Source organism: Methylocaldum sp. GT1TLB (assembly GCF_051027445.1).
GTDB lineage: Bacteria > Pseudomonadota > Gammaproteobacteria > Methylococcales > Methylococcaceae > Methylocaldum.
Window position 1 is genome coordinate 3,598,192 of sequence record NZ_CP194898.1, and the last position, 14,547, is coordinate 3,612,738.

Here is a 14,547-nt window from a genome sequence, read left to right on the forward strand (position 1 = left end):
GGCCACAGAGCGAGAAAGGCCGAGCGGTCGTGGAACAACAACGCCTTGGCTGTCTTCATGCCGCTACGCGCCGTATTTCAGCATACGCCTACGGCGAATCGAGCGGGCGGAATACCAGGTAGAACTGCGTCTCCGTTGCCATGGCTTCGAGGTAGATGCCCCGGCGGGTGTACGGCGCGGCGGAATCGGGGACGGTGCCCACAAACACCCGCTGCAGCTCGGCGCCGGCGATCGCCAGGGCAAACCGGCGGCCGGCGCAGTCGAGCGTGCCGCTCCAAGTGCCCGCCGCCGCATAGGCGGTCCAGTCCTTCCAGTAACCGAAGGCCGTCGCAGCGGGCAGCGACGCCCCTTCCGCCACGGCTTGACTGCCGGAGGTCACGGCACAGGGTGTGTTCATGACGACACCGATCGCGTGCGGCGTGTCCGAGCCGGTGGTCACCCGCACCTGATCGATAAAGTCGCCGGCGCCGATGGCGAGCCGCCGGGTTGCGGTCACGCCCGGACGATAGCTCGGATGGGACACCGCCGCGAACGAGCCGTCCGGCGCGACCTCATCGAGCTGTCCCTCGGACGGCCAGGGATTTTGCCCGTCGCCGTCGACCAGCGGCACGTTGTGCGCCGGTGCCCGGCTGAAATAGCCCTTGTGCAGCGGCGAGCCGTAGCCGACCGTGCCGGCGTCTTTGAGAAGCCAGGTGTCGCCGTATTGCAGTTCATAAGTGAGGGCTTCCTGCTGGGCATGAAACCGGGCTTTCTGGCCATAGCGCAACAGGGCATGCCAGCCGTTCTTCACGAGCTGAACCGCATCGAGACCCGGCACCGGTCCCGACGCCAGCTCGGGCAGTAGGGGCATCGAATCGACCGGCTTGGGCGGATCGAGCAGGGTGTCCCAGCTCAGCTGGCCCTTCGCTTCGTCCAGCCCGAGCCAGGTCGGCAACACCCGGCGGGAGGCCGCCCACAACTTGCGGTTCGGCGCCTTGCGATTAGGCGGCGAATCGTTGAGGGTCGGGGCGTCTTCATTGGCAAAGCGCACGGTCACCGGAGAAATCATCAGGTTCTGCGCGATCCAGAGTTCCCGGGCGAACTCGGCCAGCCGCCCGCGCAACGAGGCGCCGACCAGCAGCTCCACCAAGGCCTGAACCGTATACTCCTGATAGGACAGGGAGTGCTCGTACCAGAACCAGTCCGGCGACACACCGGTCGCCAGGAGCGACGGAAGACCTAAGGCCGAATGCTTGCCGAAGCCGATCAACTCGGGTTGTTCGAACTCGAGTCCGATCAGCGTCACGGCCGCGGCATGCCAGACGGCGATGTTGTGGACCTCGCGCGACGACGCCATCACATTGGCCGCCAACGGCAGGAACAGCCCCTCGCGCCAGTGGTCGGCGCGGGCCGCCGGGACATGGGGTTTCAGCAGCCGGACCGCTTCGATCAACACCAGGGCGCGGGTCGCTTCGTCCAGACTCTGATTCATCAGCTGGGCTCGGCCGTTCCAGGTCTGCAACGGGAAGCCGCGGTAGGCGTCGGCGTAGAAATCGAGCTGCGAAGCCGCCCAATCCAAGTAGCGCGTATCGCCGGTCAGGCGGAACAGTCGGGCGGCGTCCAGCACGCGGTCGATGTTGTAGATCCGATTATGGGCGATCCAGGCGGCGCGCAGCTTTTCGTGGCCGGGCTGGTCGGGCGGTATCGGCTGATCGGGGGTCCAGTGGAGGAGAACGCCCGTGTTCGGATCGACGTAGTCGTGGATCCAGCCGGCGACCCAGTCCGCGCTCTCGCGGGGCGTGGTCATCCAGTGATCGATCCAGTCGGTTCGCTCCTGCAACCAAGCCGTCCAGCGAGGATCCTGTGCCACGCGCCGGCGGGCCGCGTCCCAGTACTCACGGGCGGCACGGGCCGGTGCATAGCCGCCCTCGCCGGCCTTCAGCGTGGCGAAAGCAGATTTGCTTTCCTCATTGCTAGGCAGCCCTGACAACGGCGGGGTTTCTCCGACGGCCATGGGATTGAAAAATACCCCCGCTAGCGCTAGAGCCAGCCTGCTCCATAATCGGAAATCTCTCATGCTTGAAGCACTCCCTTGATGGTCATGGATGAAAAAACTGTCGTGAATTGCCCGGGAAGTTAAGTTCGATTTCAGCCGTCTTAATGCATCGAAAACGGGTAATATAATGTATGCGGCGTGCCGGGATTGCCTTTGCCCGTACTGTTTTGCTATTTCGCGGGATACCGAGTCGTATATTCGGTATGCAGCGTACCATGGAAAGAAACAGCTTCTTTTTTATCATGGCCGACACGGTTCTTGTTATCTTTAAGAGCTCTGTTTTCAAGTCGAAACATTTCTGCCGGGATTATTATTTTTGCCGGCCGATTTCGAATCGGAAAGGTTTCGACCTGTACCTCGAAAAATCGCGGCTTAAGGTATATCGAATGTGTTGTAGCTTTACTGAATCCGTTTCAGTCTATGCGTTGCCGGACCGGTAGCAATCGATGATGATTTTCGGTGTCGCACATTGCGATAACTCTATACTCGGTTCTTACAATGCGCTTTATATTCGTCGCGGGACTTACTTTAAAGGGAAAGTCTTTTTTATATCGTGACTCGACCCACAAAACCGAAAGCGGACAGATTGTCTTGTAGATATACTCGGCGGACAGGACGAATTCTCGACGATTTACAACTCGGTTTGGAAAATGAAGATAATCGATAACTGGCTGGCAAACGCGAGGCGGCTAGAGAGTTGCAATTGCGACGACAGGCCCGATTCAGGGGATATTTCGCTGGTGGTGATACATGGCATCAGTTTGCCTCCGGGCGAGTTTGGCGGCAACTGGATCGACTGTTTGTTTACCAATACCTTGGAACCGACTGCCCACCCTTATTTCGAGCGCATACACGGCTTTCGGGTATCGGCCCATGCGCTCATTCGCCGCGACGGCGAGATCGTTCAATACGTTCCGTTCCACCGGCGCGCTTGGCATGCCGGGATTTCGAACTATGAGGGGCGGGAGCGCTGCAATGATTTCTCGATCGGCATCGAGTTGGAAGGGGCCGACGGTATTCCCTATACCGACCGGCAATACGAGCACCTGGCCGATTTGCTCTCCGCCTTGCTGGCGAATTATCCGGGCTTGTCACCGGACCGGATCGTCGGTCACAGCGACATCGCTCCGGGACGCAAAACCGATCCGGGCCCGAGTTTCGATTGGGAAAGGCTTTACCGCTTGCTGTCCGCAAGAGGTTTTCAGCCGACCGGAGGCAGAGGCATTCTCGTCTGAGGTGAAACCGTCGTAGGCGGGGATGAGGCGATAGCCGTTCCCGGTAAATGCGCCTTACTCCGGGAATGCTGGGCTTGTTCCGGTCTATGATCCAGCAGGTCGGAAATCTTTTGCATGCAAAGCCGATTGCCCGTCCGTTGTGTCGGGAAAGGATTCCCGACCTACTTGGCTATCGTTTATAGGCCGGCAATCCCTTGCCGGCAAATAGGTCTACACCAGGCTGGCCGTCGACTGTCGCGGTCTCACGGAGTCGATCAGCAGCATCGCTACGCCTATGGTGATCGCGGAATCGGCCACGTTGAAGGCCGGCCAGTGCCATTCTCCATAAAACACGTCGAGAAAATCGATAACGTATCCGTAAATGATGCGATCGATGAGATTGCCCAGCGCGCCGCCCAGAACCAGCGCCCAGGCCGCGGCTTCCCAACGTTGGCCCTTGCCGAGCCGGCTCAGCCAATAGCAGATAGCGCCGCTGGCGATGACGGCCAGGCCGATGAAGAACCACCGCTGCCATCCTCCGGCTTGGCTCAGAAAGCTGAACGCGGCGCCCTGGTTGCGTAGGTAAGTGAGCTGAAAAAAAGGCAGCAGGCCGACCGACTCGTAAAGTTCCATCGAGCGATCGACCAGTTGCTTGGTGAGCTGGTCCAGGCCGACGACCAGCGCGGAAAGCCAAAGCCAATTCAACATGAGATCAGGCGTAAAGACGGGTTTCGCCCTGTCCTGCCACGTTCTCCACGCAGCGGCCGCAAAGCTCGGGGTGGTCGGGGTGCTTGCCGACGTCCTCGCGGTGATGCCAGCAGCGTACGCATTTGGGTTTATCGGAAGCCCGAACTTTCAGCTCCAGTCCCTCGATCCCCGTCGGAAGCGTGCCGCTGTCCCCTTCGGGCCGAAGGCTCGCATACGAAGTGATGAACAAGAATCGAAGCTCGCTTTCGATAGGCGCAAGCCGTTCGAGAATCGGTTGGCTGCCGTAAAGCTCGACTTCGGCGTCCAGGGACGAGCCGATCTCGCCGCGCACCCGCAGTACTTCCAGTTCCTTGCTCACCGCCTCGCGGACTTTGAGCAGGAAATCCCAGAACTCGCGGTTGAACGGAGAGGATTCGTCCAGCGGGAACAGTCCCTCGTACCAGGTCTCCAGAAACACCGATTCGCTCCGCTTGCCGGGCAAATGACGCCAGATTTCATCGGCCGTGAAGCTCAGGATGGGCGCCAGCCAGCGGGTTAGTGCCTCGGCGATGTGGTACATCGCGGTTTGTGCGGATCGCCGCGGCAGGCTGTCCTCGCGGCAGGTGTACTGGCGGTCCTTCAGCACGTCGAGATAGAAGCTGCCCAGGTCGATGGAACAGAAGTTGTGGACCTTTTGATAGACCAGGTTGAACTGGTAGGTCTCGTAGGCTTCGACGATTTCCTGCTGGAGACGGAAAGCCCGGTCCACCGCCCAGCGGTCGAGCGCCAGCATCTTTTCGGGTTCGACCGAATGCCGCTCCGGGTCGAAGCCGCTCATGTTCGCGAGCAGATAGCGGGCGGTATTCCGCAGCCGCCGGTAAACGTCCGCCGTGCGTTTCAGAATCTCGTCGGAAACGCTCATCTCGGCCCGGTAGTCGGTTGCCGCGACCCAAAGCCTCAGGATATCCGCCCCGAGGTTCTGCATCACTTTCTGCGGAGCCACGACATTGCCCTTGGATTTCGACATTTTCTTGCCTTCCGCATCCACGGTGAAGCCGTGGGTCAGCACCTGCCGATACGGCGCGGCGTCGCGGATCGCCACGGAAGCGAGCAAGGACGATTGGAACCAGCCGCGATGCTGGTCCGAGCCTTCGAGGTACAGATCGGCCGGCGAATGCAGGTCCTCCCGCCGATCCAGCACGCAGAAGTGGCTGACGCCCGAATCGAACCAGACATCCAGCGTGTCGTTGATCTTCTGGTACTGCGCAGCCTCTTCGCCCAACAATTCCGCGGGGTCGAGATCGAACCACGCATCGATTCCGCGTTCCTCGACCCGTTGCGCGACCGCTTCGATCAGGTCCTCGGTGCGGGGATGCAGGGCGCCGGTCTCGCGGTGGACGAACAAGGCGATCGGCACGCCCCAGTTCCGCTGCCGGGAGACGCACCAGTCGGGCCGGTTGCCGACCATGCCTTCGATTCTCGCCTGCCCCCAATCGGGTATCCATTCCACTTTCTGGATTTCTTCCAGGGCCTGGCGGCGAAGATCGTTCTTGTCCATGGCGATGAACCACTGGGGCGTCGCTCTGAAGATGACCGGCGTCTTGTGCCGCCAGCAGTGCGGATAGCTGTGCTCGATGCGCGCTTCGTGCAGCAGTGTGCCGCGTTCCTTGAGCACCTCGACCACATGGCCGTTGGCGTTCATGACGTGTTCGCCGGCGAACAGCGGCGTGCTCGGCAGGAACTTGCCGTCGTCCGCCACCGGATTTTCGACCGGCAGCCCATAGCGCTGACCGACGACGTAGTCTTCCTGGCCATGGCCGGGCGCCGTATGCACCGCGCCGGTACCGGCGTCGAGCGTCACGTGCTCGCCGAGAACGATAGGCACCTCGCGCTCGTAAAACGGATGGTGCAGCATCAATCCCTCGAGATCCGAGCCCCTGCAATACGCCACGACGCGGTAATCGTCGACGCCGCAACGCATCATGACATGTTTCATCAGGGCTTCGGCCACGACCAACCGCTCCATCGGTTCCCGGCATTGCACCACGGCGTAATCGAGATCCGGGTTGAGCGCCACGCCCTGGTTGGCCGGCAGGGTCCAGGGTGTCGTCGTCCAGATGACCACCGACAGCGGGCCTTCGCCCGGATGGCCCGGAACCGAGTGACAACGCTGGATCAGCGCGGTTTCGTCGAGAACCCTGAACCGCACGTCGATGGCGATCGAGCGCTTGTTTTCGTATTCGACCTCGGCTTCGGCCAGCGCGGAGCCGCAATCGGTGCACCAATGCACCGGCTTTGCCCCTTTCATCAGATGGCCGCGCGCGGAGATTCGGCCCAAAGCGCGCAGGATGTCGGCCTCGAAGCGAAAGTCCATGCTCAGGTACGGATTTTCCCAGTCGCCGAAAACGCCGAGCCGGATGAACTCGCGCCGCTGGATATCCACTTGCTCGGTCGCATAGGCGCGGCAGGCCTTGCGGAAATCGGAAGCGTTGACCTGCACGCCGGCTTTGCCGATCTTCTTCTCCACCATCAATTCGATGGGCAGGCCGTGGCAATCCCAGCCGGGCACATAGGGCGCGTCGAAACCGTTCAATCCCTTGCTCTTGACGATGATGTCCTTCAACACCTTGTTTACGGCATGGCCGATGTGGATTTCGCCGTTGGCGTAGGGGGGGCCGTCATGAAGAATGAACTTCGGGCGCCCACGGAACGTTTCGCGAATCTTCCGGTAAAGATCCATGCTGCGCCAGCGCTCGAGCTGCTCGGGCTCGCGCTGCGGCAGATTGGCCTTCATCGGAAAATCGGTGCTGGGTAAATTCAGTGTCGATTTGTAATCCGTGCTCATGATGCAGAGGATGATGTTGAATTTGAGATGGCGAAATAGCCTCTTGCAGTCATGACGTCCCGTTCGATCTGGGCCTGCAGTTCGGCTAAGCCGTCGAAGCGCTTTTCGTCCCGGAGCTTGTGGCGAAAAACGATTTCCACCTGTTTTCCGTAGAGGTCTCCGGAGAAGTCCAGCAAATAGGTTTCGAGGAGCACCGTACGTCCTCCCGCGACAGTCGGGCGTATGCCTACGTTCGCGACCCCCGGCAGCGGATGTTCGCCTATTCCGGACATTGTAACGGCAAATACACCCTGTACAGGAGTGTTTTTCCGTCTCATCAAGATGTTGGCCGTGGGAAAGCCGAGCGTTCGGCCGCGCTTCGCCCCATGGATGACGCGTCCGCAGACTGAATAAGGACGCCCCAGGAGTCGCGCTGCGCGAGCTAAATCGCCTGCCGCGAGGGCTTTGCGGATCGAAGTGCTGCTGACGCGTCGTCCATCGACCAATACCGACGGCGTGTCGACCACTTCGAAGCCGAATTCTTTCCCGGCCTGCCGCAACAAGGCAAAGTTGCCGAGCCGGTTTCTGCCGAATCTGAAATCGTCTCCGATCACCAGATACTTGATGCGCAGTCCTTCGAGCAGGATGTCTTGAATGAAGCTTTCCGCCGGCAACATGGCGAGCTGCCGGTTGAAGCGCAGCAGCAGCACCTGATCGATCGGCAATTCAGCCAAGCGGGCCAGCTTTTCACGGAGCCGGGTCAAACGGGCCGGTGCTTCGTTCGGGAAAAAATATTCCCGTGGCTGCGGTTCGAACAGGACGACCACAACCGGCAAATCCAGCCTCCGTCCTGCTTCCGCCAGCCTTTCGATCACTTGGCAGTGACCAATATGGACGCCGTCGAAGTTGCCGATCGTGGCGACGCAGCCCCGTTCGGGAAGTTTCAGTTCGGCGAGTCCTCGAATCAAGCGCATGCGACGGTCCTCAGGTACCTTCCGGAACCAGCATGTGCCTGGGACGGAGCCCTGTCAGGGTAAGACACGACAGATAAGTCGCGAGGCCCAGCAGAATCCACAAAGCCAGATGCGAAATTCGGTCGGCGAGCGACCAGATCTGCCACGGATAAGCATTGGACGCATAGACCAGGATCGGGACCATCACGCCACTGGCGAGCGCTACACGCAGCAGGAAGATCGGCCATCCCGGTTCCGGTTTGTAAATCTGCTCCTTCAAAAGTTTGGCCAGGAGCAGTCCGGCGTTAAGGAGCGCCGCCAACGCCGTCGACAGAGCGAGACCCGCGTGACCCCAGCCGATCGGCGCGAGTTGAAAAATCAGAGCCAGGTTCAACGCGAGGTTGGCGATAATGGCGTAGACGCCATACCTGACCGGGGTGCGGAGATCCTGTCTCGAGCTGAAGCCCGGAACCAGCACCTTGATTGCGATGAAGCCCATCAATCCGATGGAGTAAGTCGTTAGGCTCCGGCTGGCCATCTCGGCGTCATGCGAAGAAAACCGATCGTACTGAAAAAGGGTGGAAATCATCGGTTCGGCGAGTAGCGCTAGGCCCAAGGTCGCCGGCAAGCCGATCAGGATGACCCAGCGGAGAGCCCAGTCCAGCGAACGGGAAAACCCGTCGCGATCACGGTTTGCATGATTTTTCGACAAATGAGGCAACATTACAGTGCCGATAGCGACGCCGAAAATGCCCAAAGGGAATTCCACCAGCCGATCGGAGTAGTAAAGCCAGGAGACGCTGCCGGACACTAAAAAGGAGGCAATCACCGTGTCGACCAGGAGATTCACCTGGGTTACCGAAACCCCGAAAATCGCCGGTCCTATCATCTTGATGATGCGGCGAACGCCGGCATCGTGAAACCCAAGGCGGGGTTTCGGCAGCAAGCCCTCCCGGAGGAGCGCAGGCACTTGAAATGCGAGCTGGACGACGCCGGCGATCAGCACACCCCAGGCCAAGGCGGTAATCGGTTCGGACAGGTAAGGGGCGAACCAAATCGCCGCAGCGATCATCAGAAGGTTCAGAAAGACCGGCGTGAAGGCCGGTATGGCGAAACGTCCCCAGGTGTTCAGAATGGCCCCGGCGAATGCCGTGAGGGAAATGAAGAAAAGATACGGCAAGGTGATGCGCAGCATCTCGACGCTGAGCTCGAATTGCTCCGCATTTCGATAGAAACCGGGCGCAAACAGCATGATCAAGACCGGCGCAGCGATAATGCCGGCGAAGGTGACAAGCAACAAGGCCAGCGACAGGCTGCCGGCCGTACGATCCAAGAACGGCCCGAGCTGGGTCGGGTCGTGGCGCTCCTTGTAATCTGACAGAACCGGCACGAAGGCCTGCGAGAAGGCGCCTTCCGCAAAGAGGCGGCGCAGGAAGTTGGGAATTCTAAACGCGACGAAGAACGCGTCGGTGCCGGGATCGGCACCGAAATAACGGGCGATGACGACATCTCGAACGAACCCTAAAAGGCGGGAGACGAAGGTCATGCCGCCGACGGCCGCCGTGGATTTCAGTAGATGCTTGCTCAGAGCCTAAAACCAGTGCTTTCGTTGAAGAAAAGGCCGTAGTATAAGGAATTTGGGCGATCAAGGCACTGTTAGAGATACGCTGCGAAAAGCTATCCGAAAATGGCCTATAACCTGCGAAAACGTCTGGCCCGATAATTTTGTGAAAATTGCGCTCTTGACTCTTGAATTACTTGTGACGAAAATAACGAATTCGCTTAAAACGATTAGGATTAGAGGTTTTCACCTTGGCTAATATTGCTTCAGCAAAAAAACGCGCCATACAATCGGAAAAACATCGCGCCCACAACGCGGCTCAGCGCAGCCGGTTGCGGACCTTCATCAAGAAGGTCATTCTGGCGGTAGAATCCGGCGACTTGGAGCAAGCGCAGGCCGCATTTCGCGCCGCAGTTCCCGTTATCGACTCGTCGGTTAACAAGGGCTTGATCCACAAGAACAAGGCCGCTCGCAGCAAGAGCCGTCTCAACGCCCGAGTCAAAGCGCTGGTTCTGAGCGCATCCGCCTAAGTTTCTGGCGGAAAGGCGAGGCGGGCTGGCCCGCCTGCCTCTCTCAAGCCAGTACCAGATTATCGCGGTGAATCAGTTCCGGTTCATCGACATATCCAAGCAGGCATTCGATTTGCGAGCTCGGTTGTCGCATGATGACGCGCGTTTCGTCAGCGCCGTAATTCACCAGCCCGCGAGCCACCTCTTTTCCCTCCATATCCACGCAAGCGACTAGGTCGCCCCTGTGGAAGTCGCCGTCCACGGCGGTTACGCCGATGGGCAAGAGGCTTTTGCCGTCTTCTTTCAAGACGCGCGCAGCACCTTCATCCAAGTGCAACTTACCCTTGAGTTTGAGCTGTCCGGCCAGCCAACGCTTCCTGGCCAGCATCGGGGATACATCGGGAATCAGAAAGGTACCCAATTCCTCGCCCGCAACCACCCTTGCCATGACATTTTGCTCCCGCCCGCTGGCGATAACCGTTGCCGTCCCGGACCGGGAGGCCAGCCGAGCGGCGCGCAGTTTGGTGATCATGCCGCCCCGGCCGAGTCCGCTGCGACTCTCGCCCACCATCTCGCCGAGGCGCGCATCATTGATGCTGGCCTGGTAGACGAGTTGGGCGGTGGGGTCCAGGGTCGGATCGCGTTCGTAAAGTCCCTTTTGGTCGGTCAAAATGATCAAGAGATCCGCTTCCAGGAGATTCGCCACCAAAGCGGCGAGCGTGTCGTTGTCTCCGAAGCGGATTTCCTCGTTCGCTACCGTATCGTTTTCGTTGATGACCGGCACCACCCCCAATTCGAGCAGGGTGAGTAGGGTGCTTCGGGCGTTAAGATAGCGCTGCCGATCCGATAGGTCGTCGTGGGTCAGCAGGATTTGCGCGGTATGAAGACCGTGCCCTTGAAAGAGGGATTCATAAGTCTGAATCAGGCCCATCTGTCCCACGGCGGCGGCCGCCTGGAGTTCGTGCAGGGAGCGTGGGCGGGTTTTCCAGCCCAGCCGGCACATGCCTTCGGCGACCGAGCCGGAAGAAACGAGAAGAATTTCTATATCTTGGTGGCGCAAGACGGCAATTTGAGCCACCCAATCGGTGATTGCGGGCATGTCCAGTCCGCGCCCGCCCCCGGTCAGCAAGGCACTGCCGATCTTGACGATGATGCGGCGGGCGTGGGCAAATTCAGTCCTGTTCTGCATCTTTTGTTTGGTCCTGCTCCAGGAACGCCATAACGCTGTAGACCAAGTCTTTGAGGCCGTCGCCTCGAACGGCGGAGACCCTAAAGACGGGGCCGGCCCATTCGAGACCTTCTATGATTTCGCGGCAGCGCTGTTGGGCTGCGTCGTCGGCCAGCCGATCGATCTTGTTCAATACCAGCCAGCGCGGCTTCTGGTCCAGGCCCTGGTCCCACTGTTGAAGCTCGGCGATCACTTTTTGTGCCGCCGTAATCGGGTCTTCCAGGCTTTCGTAGGGTTCGACATCCACTACGTGGAGCAGCAGCTTGGTACGGGCAAGATGCTTCAAGAACTGCACTCCCAGTCCCGCTCCATGCGATGCGCCCTCGATGAGGCCGGGAATATCGGCCATGACGAAGCTGCGCTGATCGTCGACGCGCACGACGCCAAGATTCGGATACAAGGTGGTGAAAGGGTAATCCGCAACCTTGGGACGTGCGGCGGACACGCTGCGAATCAAGCTGGATTTTCCGGCATTGGGCATGCCCAGCAAGCCGACGTCCGCGATGAGCTTCAGCTCCAGGCGCAGGGTGCGCCGTTCGCCCGGCGTTCCGCTGGTGGCCTTGCGCGGCGCGCGATTGACGCTGCTCTTGAATCGGGTATTGCCGAGGCCGTGAAAGCCGCCTTGGGCTACCAATAATTTTTCGCCTTCCTTGACCAGGTCGCCGAGCTTTTCGCCGGTTTCGGCGTCGAACACCTCGGTGCCGGTAGGTACGTGGACGATGCAGTCGGCGCCCGAATGGCCGGTGCAGTTGCCGCCCGACCCGTTTTGTCCGCGTTCGGCGCGAAATCGCGAGTGAAAGCGGAAGTCGACCAGCGTGTTGAGATTGGTGGAGGCGACCAGAAAAACGCTGCCGCCGTCACCGCCGTCGCCCCCGTCGGGGCCGCCGAAAGGAACATATTTTTCGCGCCGAAAGCTGACGCAGCCGTTGCCGCCGTCGCCCGCTTCCACCCGAATTTCCGCTTCGTCAACAAACTTCATGGTAATGACAAAAAAGCCCCGTCACGGACGAGGCTTCTTCCTATTTAAAAGGGCGGCCCGTAAAGCCGCTTTGATCCTTAGGCTTCGCTTTGAACGATACTGACGTATTTGCGCTTGAGCGGGCCTTTCACCTTGAACTGGACCTGTCCGTCGGCCAATGCGAAAAGCGTATAGTCTCTTCCGCAGCCTACATTCTCACCGGCGTGGAATTTGGTGCCGCGCTGCCGCACGATAATGCTGCCCGCTTGCACGAACTGACCGCCGAAGCGTTTCACGCCGAGTCGTTTGGATTCTGAATCGCGGCCGTTGCGCGAGCTGCCGCCTGCTTTCTTGTGTGCCATCGTGATTCCTCGCTCTTCGATTAGGCAGAGATACCGGTGATCTGAATTTCGGTGTAATTCTGCCGGTGGCCCGCCTGCTTCATGTAATGCTTACGCCGGCGGAACTTGACGATTTTAATTTTCGGGTGCCGGCCATGAGCCTTGATGGTTGCGGTTACTTTGCCGCCATCAATGAAGGGTTTGCCTACTTTCAAGCCGGAATCCGTTTGAACCATTAGCACCTTGTCGAACTCGATTTGCTGGCCGGCTTCGGCGCTCAGGGTTTCGACCTTGACCACGTCGCCCTGTTTCACCCGATATTGCTTGCCGCCTGTTTGTATAACCGCGTACATTTTTGTTGGCTCCAACGCAGAAAATTCTTTTAAACACGGAATGATAACCGTGTATGCCTAAATCCGTCAACCAGCTGAGTTTTTTGCCTGCCGAGTTGCGAATCGCAACCGGCGTGACGCCGTCAGAGGGCAACGAGTATTTCGCCCTTGCCCAGTCCGCACATGTCTCCGGCATAGCGCCGTACCCGCTTGAGGGTGTCGGACATTTCGGAGAACCGGGTCTCCAATCCCTGGAAGCCTTTCAGAAGCAACGGTATGAAGCCGAGCGTATGGGTGCCGCAATCATTGAAGGTAGCCGGAATGGATGCCGGTGTCCGGGCAAGCAGCACGGTACCCCGGTTCATGGCATAACCGAGGTGTGCGCCGACTTCGCCGAGGACGGCAATGGTGCCGGCAGTCATACGCGAACCCAGATAATTCCCGGCGTTGCCCTCGATAAGAATGGCGCCGCGCCGCAGATGGTCGCCCACGCGGTCGCCGACGTTTCCTTTGACGATGACCACGCCGCCGGCCATGCCCTTCTTATTGCCGGGAAGGGCTGCGCCGAGGAAATCTCCGGCGTTGCCGCGAATCAAAATTTCGCCTTTTTTCATTTCGCAAGCGGCGTAAGCGTCGACGTTGCCGCTTACGATGATGCGTCCGCCCTTGAGGTGCATGCCCAAATAACTGCCGGCATCGCCCTCGACGCGGATTTCCCCCTGGCTCATGCCCTTCCCGATATAGTCGAGCTTACGGCTGCCGCGGAAGATAAGGCGGTCGGAACCTTGCCCTTCGATCGAAAACAGTTCATCGGCACGTATTTGCCGGTTGCCGTATTGCAGCAATTCGGCGCCGATTTCACTCGCGGATTTGTCGGCGAGCCGATCCGGCGTCAATGGGGACACGTCGATCCGTTGTTCGAGTTCGGCCTTCAGGGTGAAGGTGAGCGCCGTCATGCCATGATCTCCTGAAGATGGAATAGGAAAGGACCCAATTTGCCGCCGTAATTGCCCGCGCTGATGCGGCGTATGCCGTTTTCGGCGCCCAGGCTGCAAGCCGCCTCGATGCCGACCCGCATGGCTTTCTTGATGTCGTCATCGGTCAAGCCGTCGATGACGATCTCCATGACCGATTCGATTTCGGGGCTCAAATCCGTCCTGGTTTGACCTTTGAGCGTGGGGCAGAACGCGTCGTTGGTCGACGCCGACAAGGCTTTGTACTTGGAGCCGACCTTCGAGCCCGAGCGCACCACGCCGCCGGGGAAAGGCATGATGACGTTCGGGATCTTTTTCATGGCTTCGATGGCGGCCTCGCAAGCGGCCAAGGCCTGCGGCTGGCTTTCCGCCAGGATCAGGAAGTTGCCGCCGCCTACGGCCTTGACGGTGCAGGTGGTATCTTCGCAGAGGAACTCGCCGTCCATGACCGGGACGCGCCAATACCGTTTGCCGTTGATGCGCTTGGAGATCTGGAATCCGTCCCCGAAGAAGCGGAGATTCTTGCCCAAGGGAATCTTGTCGCCTTCGTGAATGCCGGCGAACAGTGCCGAGGTGGGCGAGGTCAGCACGCACTGGCCTGCGCGGGTTTCCACTTGCTTGGCCAAGGTTTTGCCGCCCATGGCGAAAATCAGCGCGGAGATGCCCGGTCGTCCGTCCGGCGTTTCACTCGGATCGAGTTCTCGCTCTATGCCTGCTTCGCAGCCACACGCGATTACCGAAGTGGCGAAGCCTGTCATGGCCTGAGCCGCATGATAAGCCCATTTGAGATTTTGAGCGGTGATGATGACCCGTGTGGCCCTCATCGGAAAGGCTTCGGCGAAAGTCGCATCGATCTGGACGCCGTTAATGTTCATGCAGTTCCTCACGGCTCTTTTGTTTTATTTGCAGAATTCGGGTGCTTTGCGTCTCA

General features: G+C 59.5%; 13 protein-coding genes. 2 read left to right on the forward strand and 11 right to left on the reverse strand.

Features of this window, described 5'->3' with window-relative positions; genetic code table 11:
- Positions 1-88 precede the first annotated feature (88 nt).
- On the reverse strand, positions 89-2,056 hold the full coding sequence (locus ACR2R1_RS15715) for a heparinase II/III domain-containing protein (protein ID WP_434110880.1): 1,968 nt from the start codon (positions 2,054-2,056) through the stop codon (positions 89-91).
- 629 nt (positions 2,057-2,685) lie between these two features.
- Here ACR2R1_RS15715 and ampD point away from each other — a divergent pair.
- Entirely contained in the window at positions 2,686-3,270 is a 585-nt protein-coding gene (gene ampD, locus ACR2R1_RS15720; protein ID WP_434110882.1) for a 1,6-anhydro-N-acetylmuramyl-L-alanine amidase AmpD, read from the forward strand.
- Between the two features lie 210 nt (positions 3,271-3,480).
- Here the strand turns inward: ampD and lspA are convergent, their stop codons facing one another.
- From lspA to murJ, 4 genes are read right to left on the reverse strand one after another with little or no spacing between them, the layout of a single operon-like run.
- Positions 3,481-3,957 (reverse strand): signal peptidase II, encoded by a 477-nt coding sequence (gene lspA / locus ACR2R1_RS15725; RefSeq protein ID WP_133717956.1) that lies wholly within the window; start codon positions 3,955-3,957, stop codon positions 3,481-3,483.
- Positions 3,958-3,961: 4 nt separating this feature from the next.
- Positions 3,962-6,781 carry an isoleucine--tRNA ligase gene (gene ileS, locus ACR2R1_RS15730; protein ID WP_434110884.1) on the reverse strand — a complete coding sequence of 940 codons (2,820 nt, stop codon included), beginning with the start codon at positions 6,779-6,781 and terminating at the stop codon, positions 3,962-3,964.
- The gene (ribF, locus tag ACR2R1_RS15735) at positions 6,778-7,734 is read right to left on the reverse strand and encodes a bifunctional riboflavin kinase/FAD synthetase (RefSeq protein WP_077732077.1); all 957 of its coding nucleotides are present in this window, start codon (positions 7,732-7,734) and stop codon (positions 6,778-6,780) included. Before ribF ends, ileS begins: the two co-directional genes overlap by 4 nt.
- A gap of 10 nt (positions 7,735-7,744) precedes the next feature.
- Entirely contained in the window at positions 7,745-9,301 is a 1,557-nt protein-coding gene (murJ, locus tag ACR2R1_RS15740) for a murein biosynthesis integral membrane protein MurJ (protein ID WP_434114251.1), read from the reverse strand.
- 224 nt (positions 9,302-9,525) lie between these two features.
- Between murJ and rpsT the strand changes: the two genes are divergently transcribed.
- Positions 9,526-9,804 (forward strand): 30S ribosomal protein S20, encoded by a 279-nt coding sequence (gene rpsT, locus ACR2R1_RS15745; protein WP_077732075.1) that lies wholly within the window; start codon positions 9,526-9,528, stop codon positions 9,802-9,804.
- A gap of 43 nt (positions 9,805-9,847) precedes the next feature.
- On the opposite strand, the gene proB is transcribed toward rpsT, so the two are convergent.
- From proB to fhcD, 6 genes are all read right to left on the reverse strand, one after another.
- Entirely contained in the window at positions 9,848-10,972 is a 1,125-nt protein-coding gene (gene proB, locus ACR2R1_RS15750) for a glutamate 5-kinase (RefSeq protein ID WP_077732074.1), read from the reverse strand.
- Positions 10,956-11,990, reverse strand: coding sequence for an Obg family GTPase CgtA (cgtA, locus tag ACR2R1_RS15755; protein WP_347258491.1), 1,035 nt, complete (start codon positions 11,988-11,990; stop codon positions 10,956-10,958). Before cgtA ends, proB begins: the two co-directional genes overlap by 17 nt.
- A gap of 77 nt (positions 11,991-12,067) precedes the next feature.
- The gene (gene rpmA, locus ACR2R1_RS15760) at positions 12,068-12,331 is read right to left on the reverse strand and encodes a 50S ribosomal protein L27 (protein ID WP_077732072.1); all 264 of its coding nucleotides are present in this window, start codon (positions 12,329-12,331) and stop codon (positions 12,068-12,070) included.
- Between the two features lie 20 nt (positions 12,332-12,351).
- Positions 12,352-12,663 (reverse strand): 50S ribosomal protein L21, encoded by a 312-nt coding sequence (rplU, locus tag ACR2R1_RS15765; RefSeq protein ID WP_077732071.1) that lies wholly within the window; start codon positions 12,661-12,663, stop codon positions 12,352-12,354.
- Positions 12,664-12,785: 122 nt separating this feature from the next.
- Positions 12,786-13,598, reverse strand: coding sequence for a formylmethanofuran dehydrogenase subunit C (locus tag ACR2R1_RS15770; RefSeq protein ID WP_077732070.1), 813 nt, complete (start codon positions 13,596-13,598; stop codon positions 12,786-12,788).
- Entirely contained in the window at positions 13,595-14,491 is an 897-nt protein-coding gene (gene fhcD / locus ACR2R1_RS15775; RefSeq protein ID WP_077732069.1) for a formylmethanofuran--tetrahydromethanopterin N-formyltransferase, read from the reverse strand. Before fhcD ends, ACR2R1_RS15770 begins: the two co-directional genes overlap by 4 nt.
- Between the last annotated feature and the right edge of the window lie 56 nt (positions 14,492-14,547).

Coding starts and splice junctions, on each gene's coding strand:
- ACR2R1_RS15715 (WP_434110880.1), bottom strand. CDS start 2,056: ATGAGAGATTTCCGATTATGGAGCAGGCTGGCTCTAGCGCTAGCGGGG.
- ampD (WP_434110882.1), top strand. CDS start 2,686: ATGAAGATAATCGATAACTGGCTGGCAAACGCGAGGCGGCTAGAGAGT.
- lspA (WP_133717956.1), bottom strand. CDS start 3,957: ATGTTGAATTGGCTTTGGCTTTCCGCGCTGGTCGTCGGCCTGGACCAG.
- ileS (WP_434110884.1), bottom strand. CDS start 6,781: ATGAGCACGGATTACAAATCGACACTGAATTTACCCAGCACCGATTTT.
- ribF (WP_077732077.1), bottom strand. CDS start 7,734: ATGCGCTTGATTCGAGGACTCGCCGAACTGAAACTTCCCGAACGGGGC.
- proB (WP_077732074.1), bottom strand. CDS start 10,972: ATGCAGAACAGGACTGAATTTGCCCACGCCCGCCGCATCATCGTCAAG.
- cgtA (WP_347258491.1), bottom strand. CDS start 11,990: ATGAAGTTTGTTGACGAAGCGGAAATTCGGGTGGAAGCGGGCGACGGC.
- rpmA (WP_077732072.1), bottom strand. CDS start 12,331: ATGGCACACAAGAAAGCAGGCGGCAGCTCGCGCAACGGCCGCGATTCA.
- rplU (WP_077732071.1), bottom strand. CDS start 12,663: ATGTACGCGGTTATACAAACAGGCGGCAAGCAATATCGGGTGAAACAG.
- ACR2R1_RS15770 (WP_077732070.1), bottom strand. CDS start 13,598: ATGACGGCGCTCACCTTCACCCTGAAGGCCGAACTCGAACAACGGATC.
- fhcD (WP_077732069.1), bottom strand. CDS start 14,491: ATGAACATTAACGGCGTCCAGATCGATGCGACTTTCGCCGAAGCCTTT.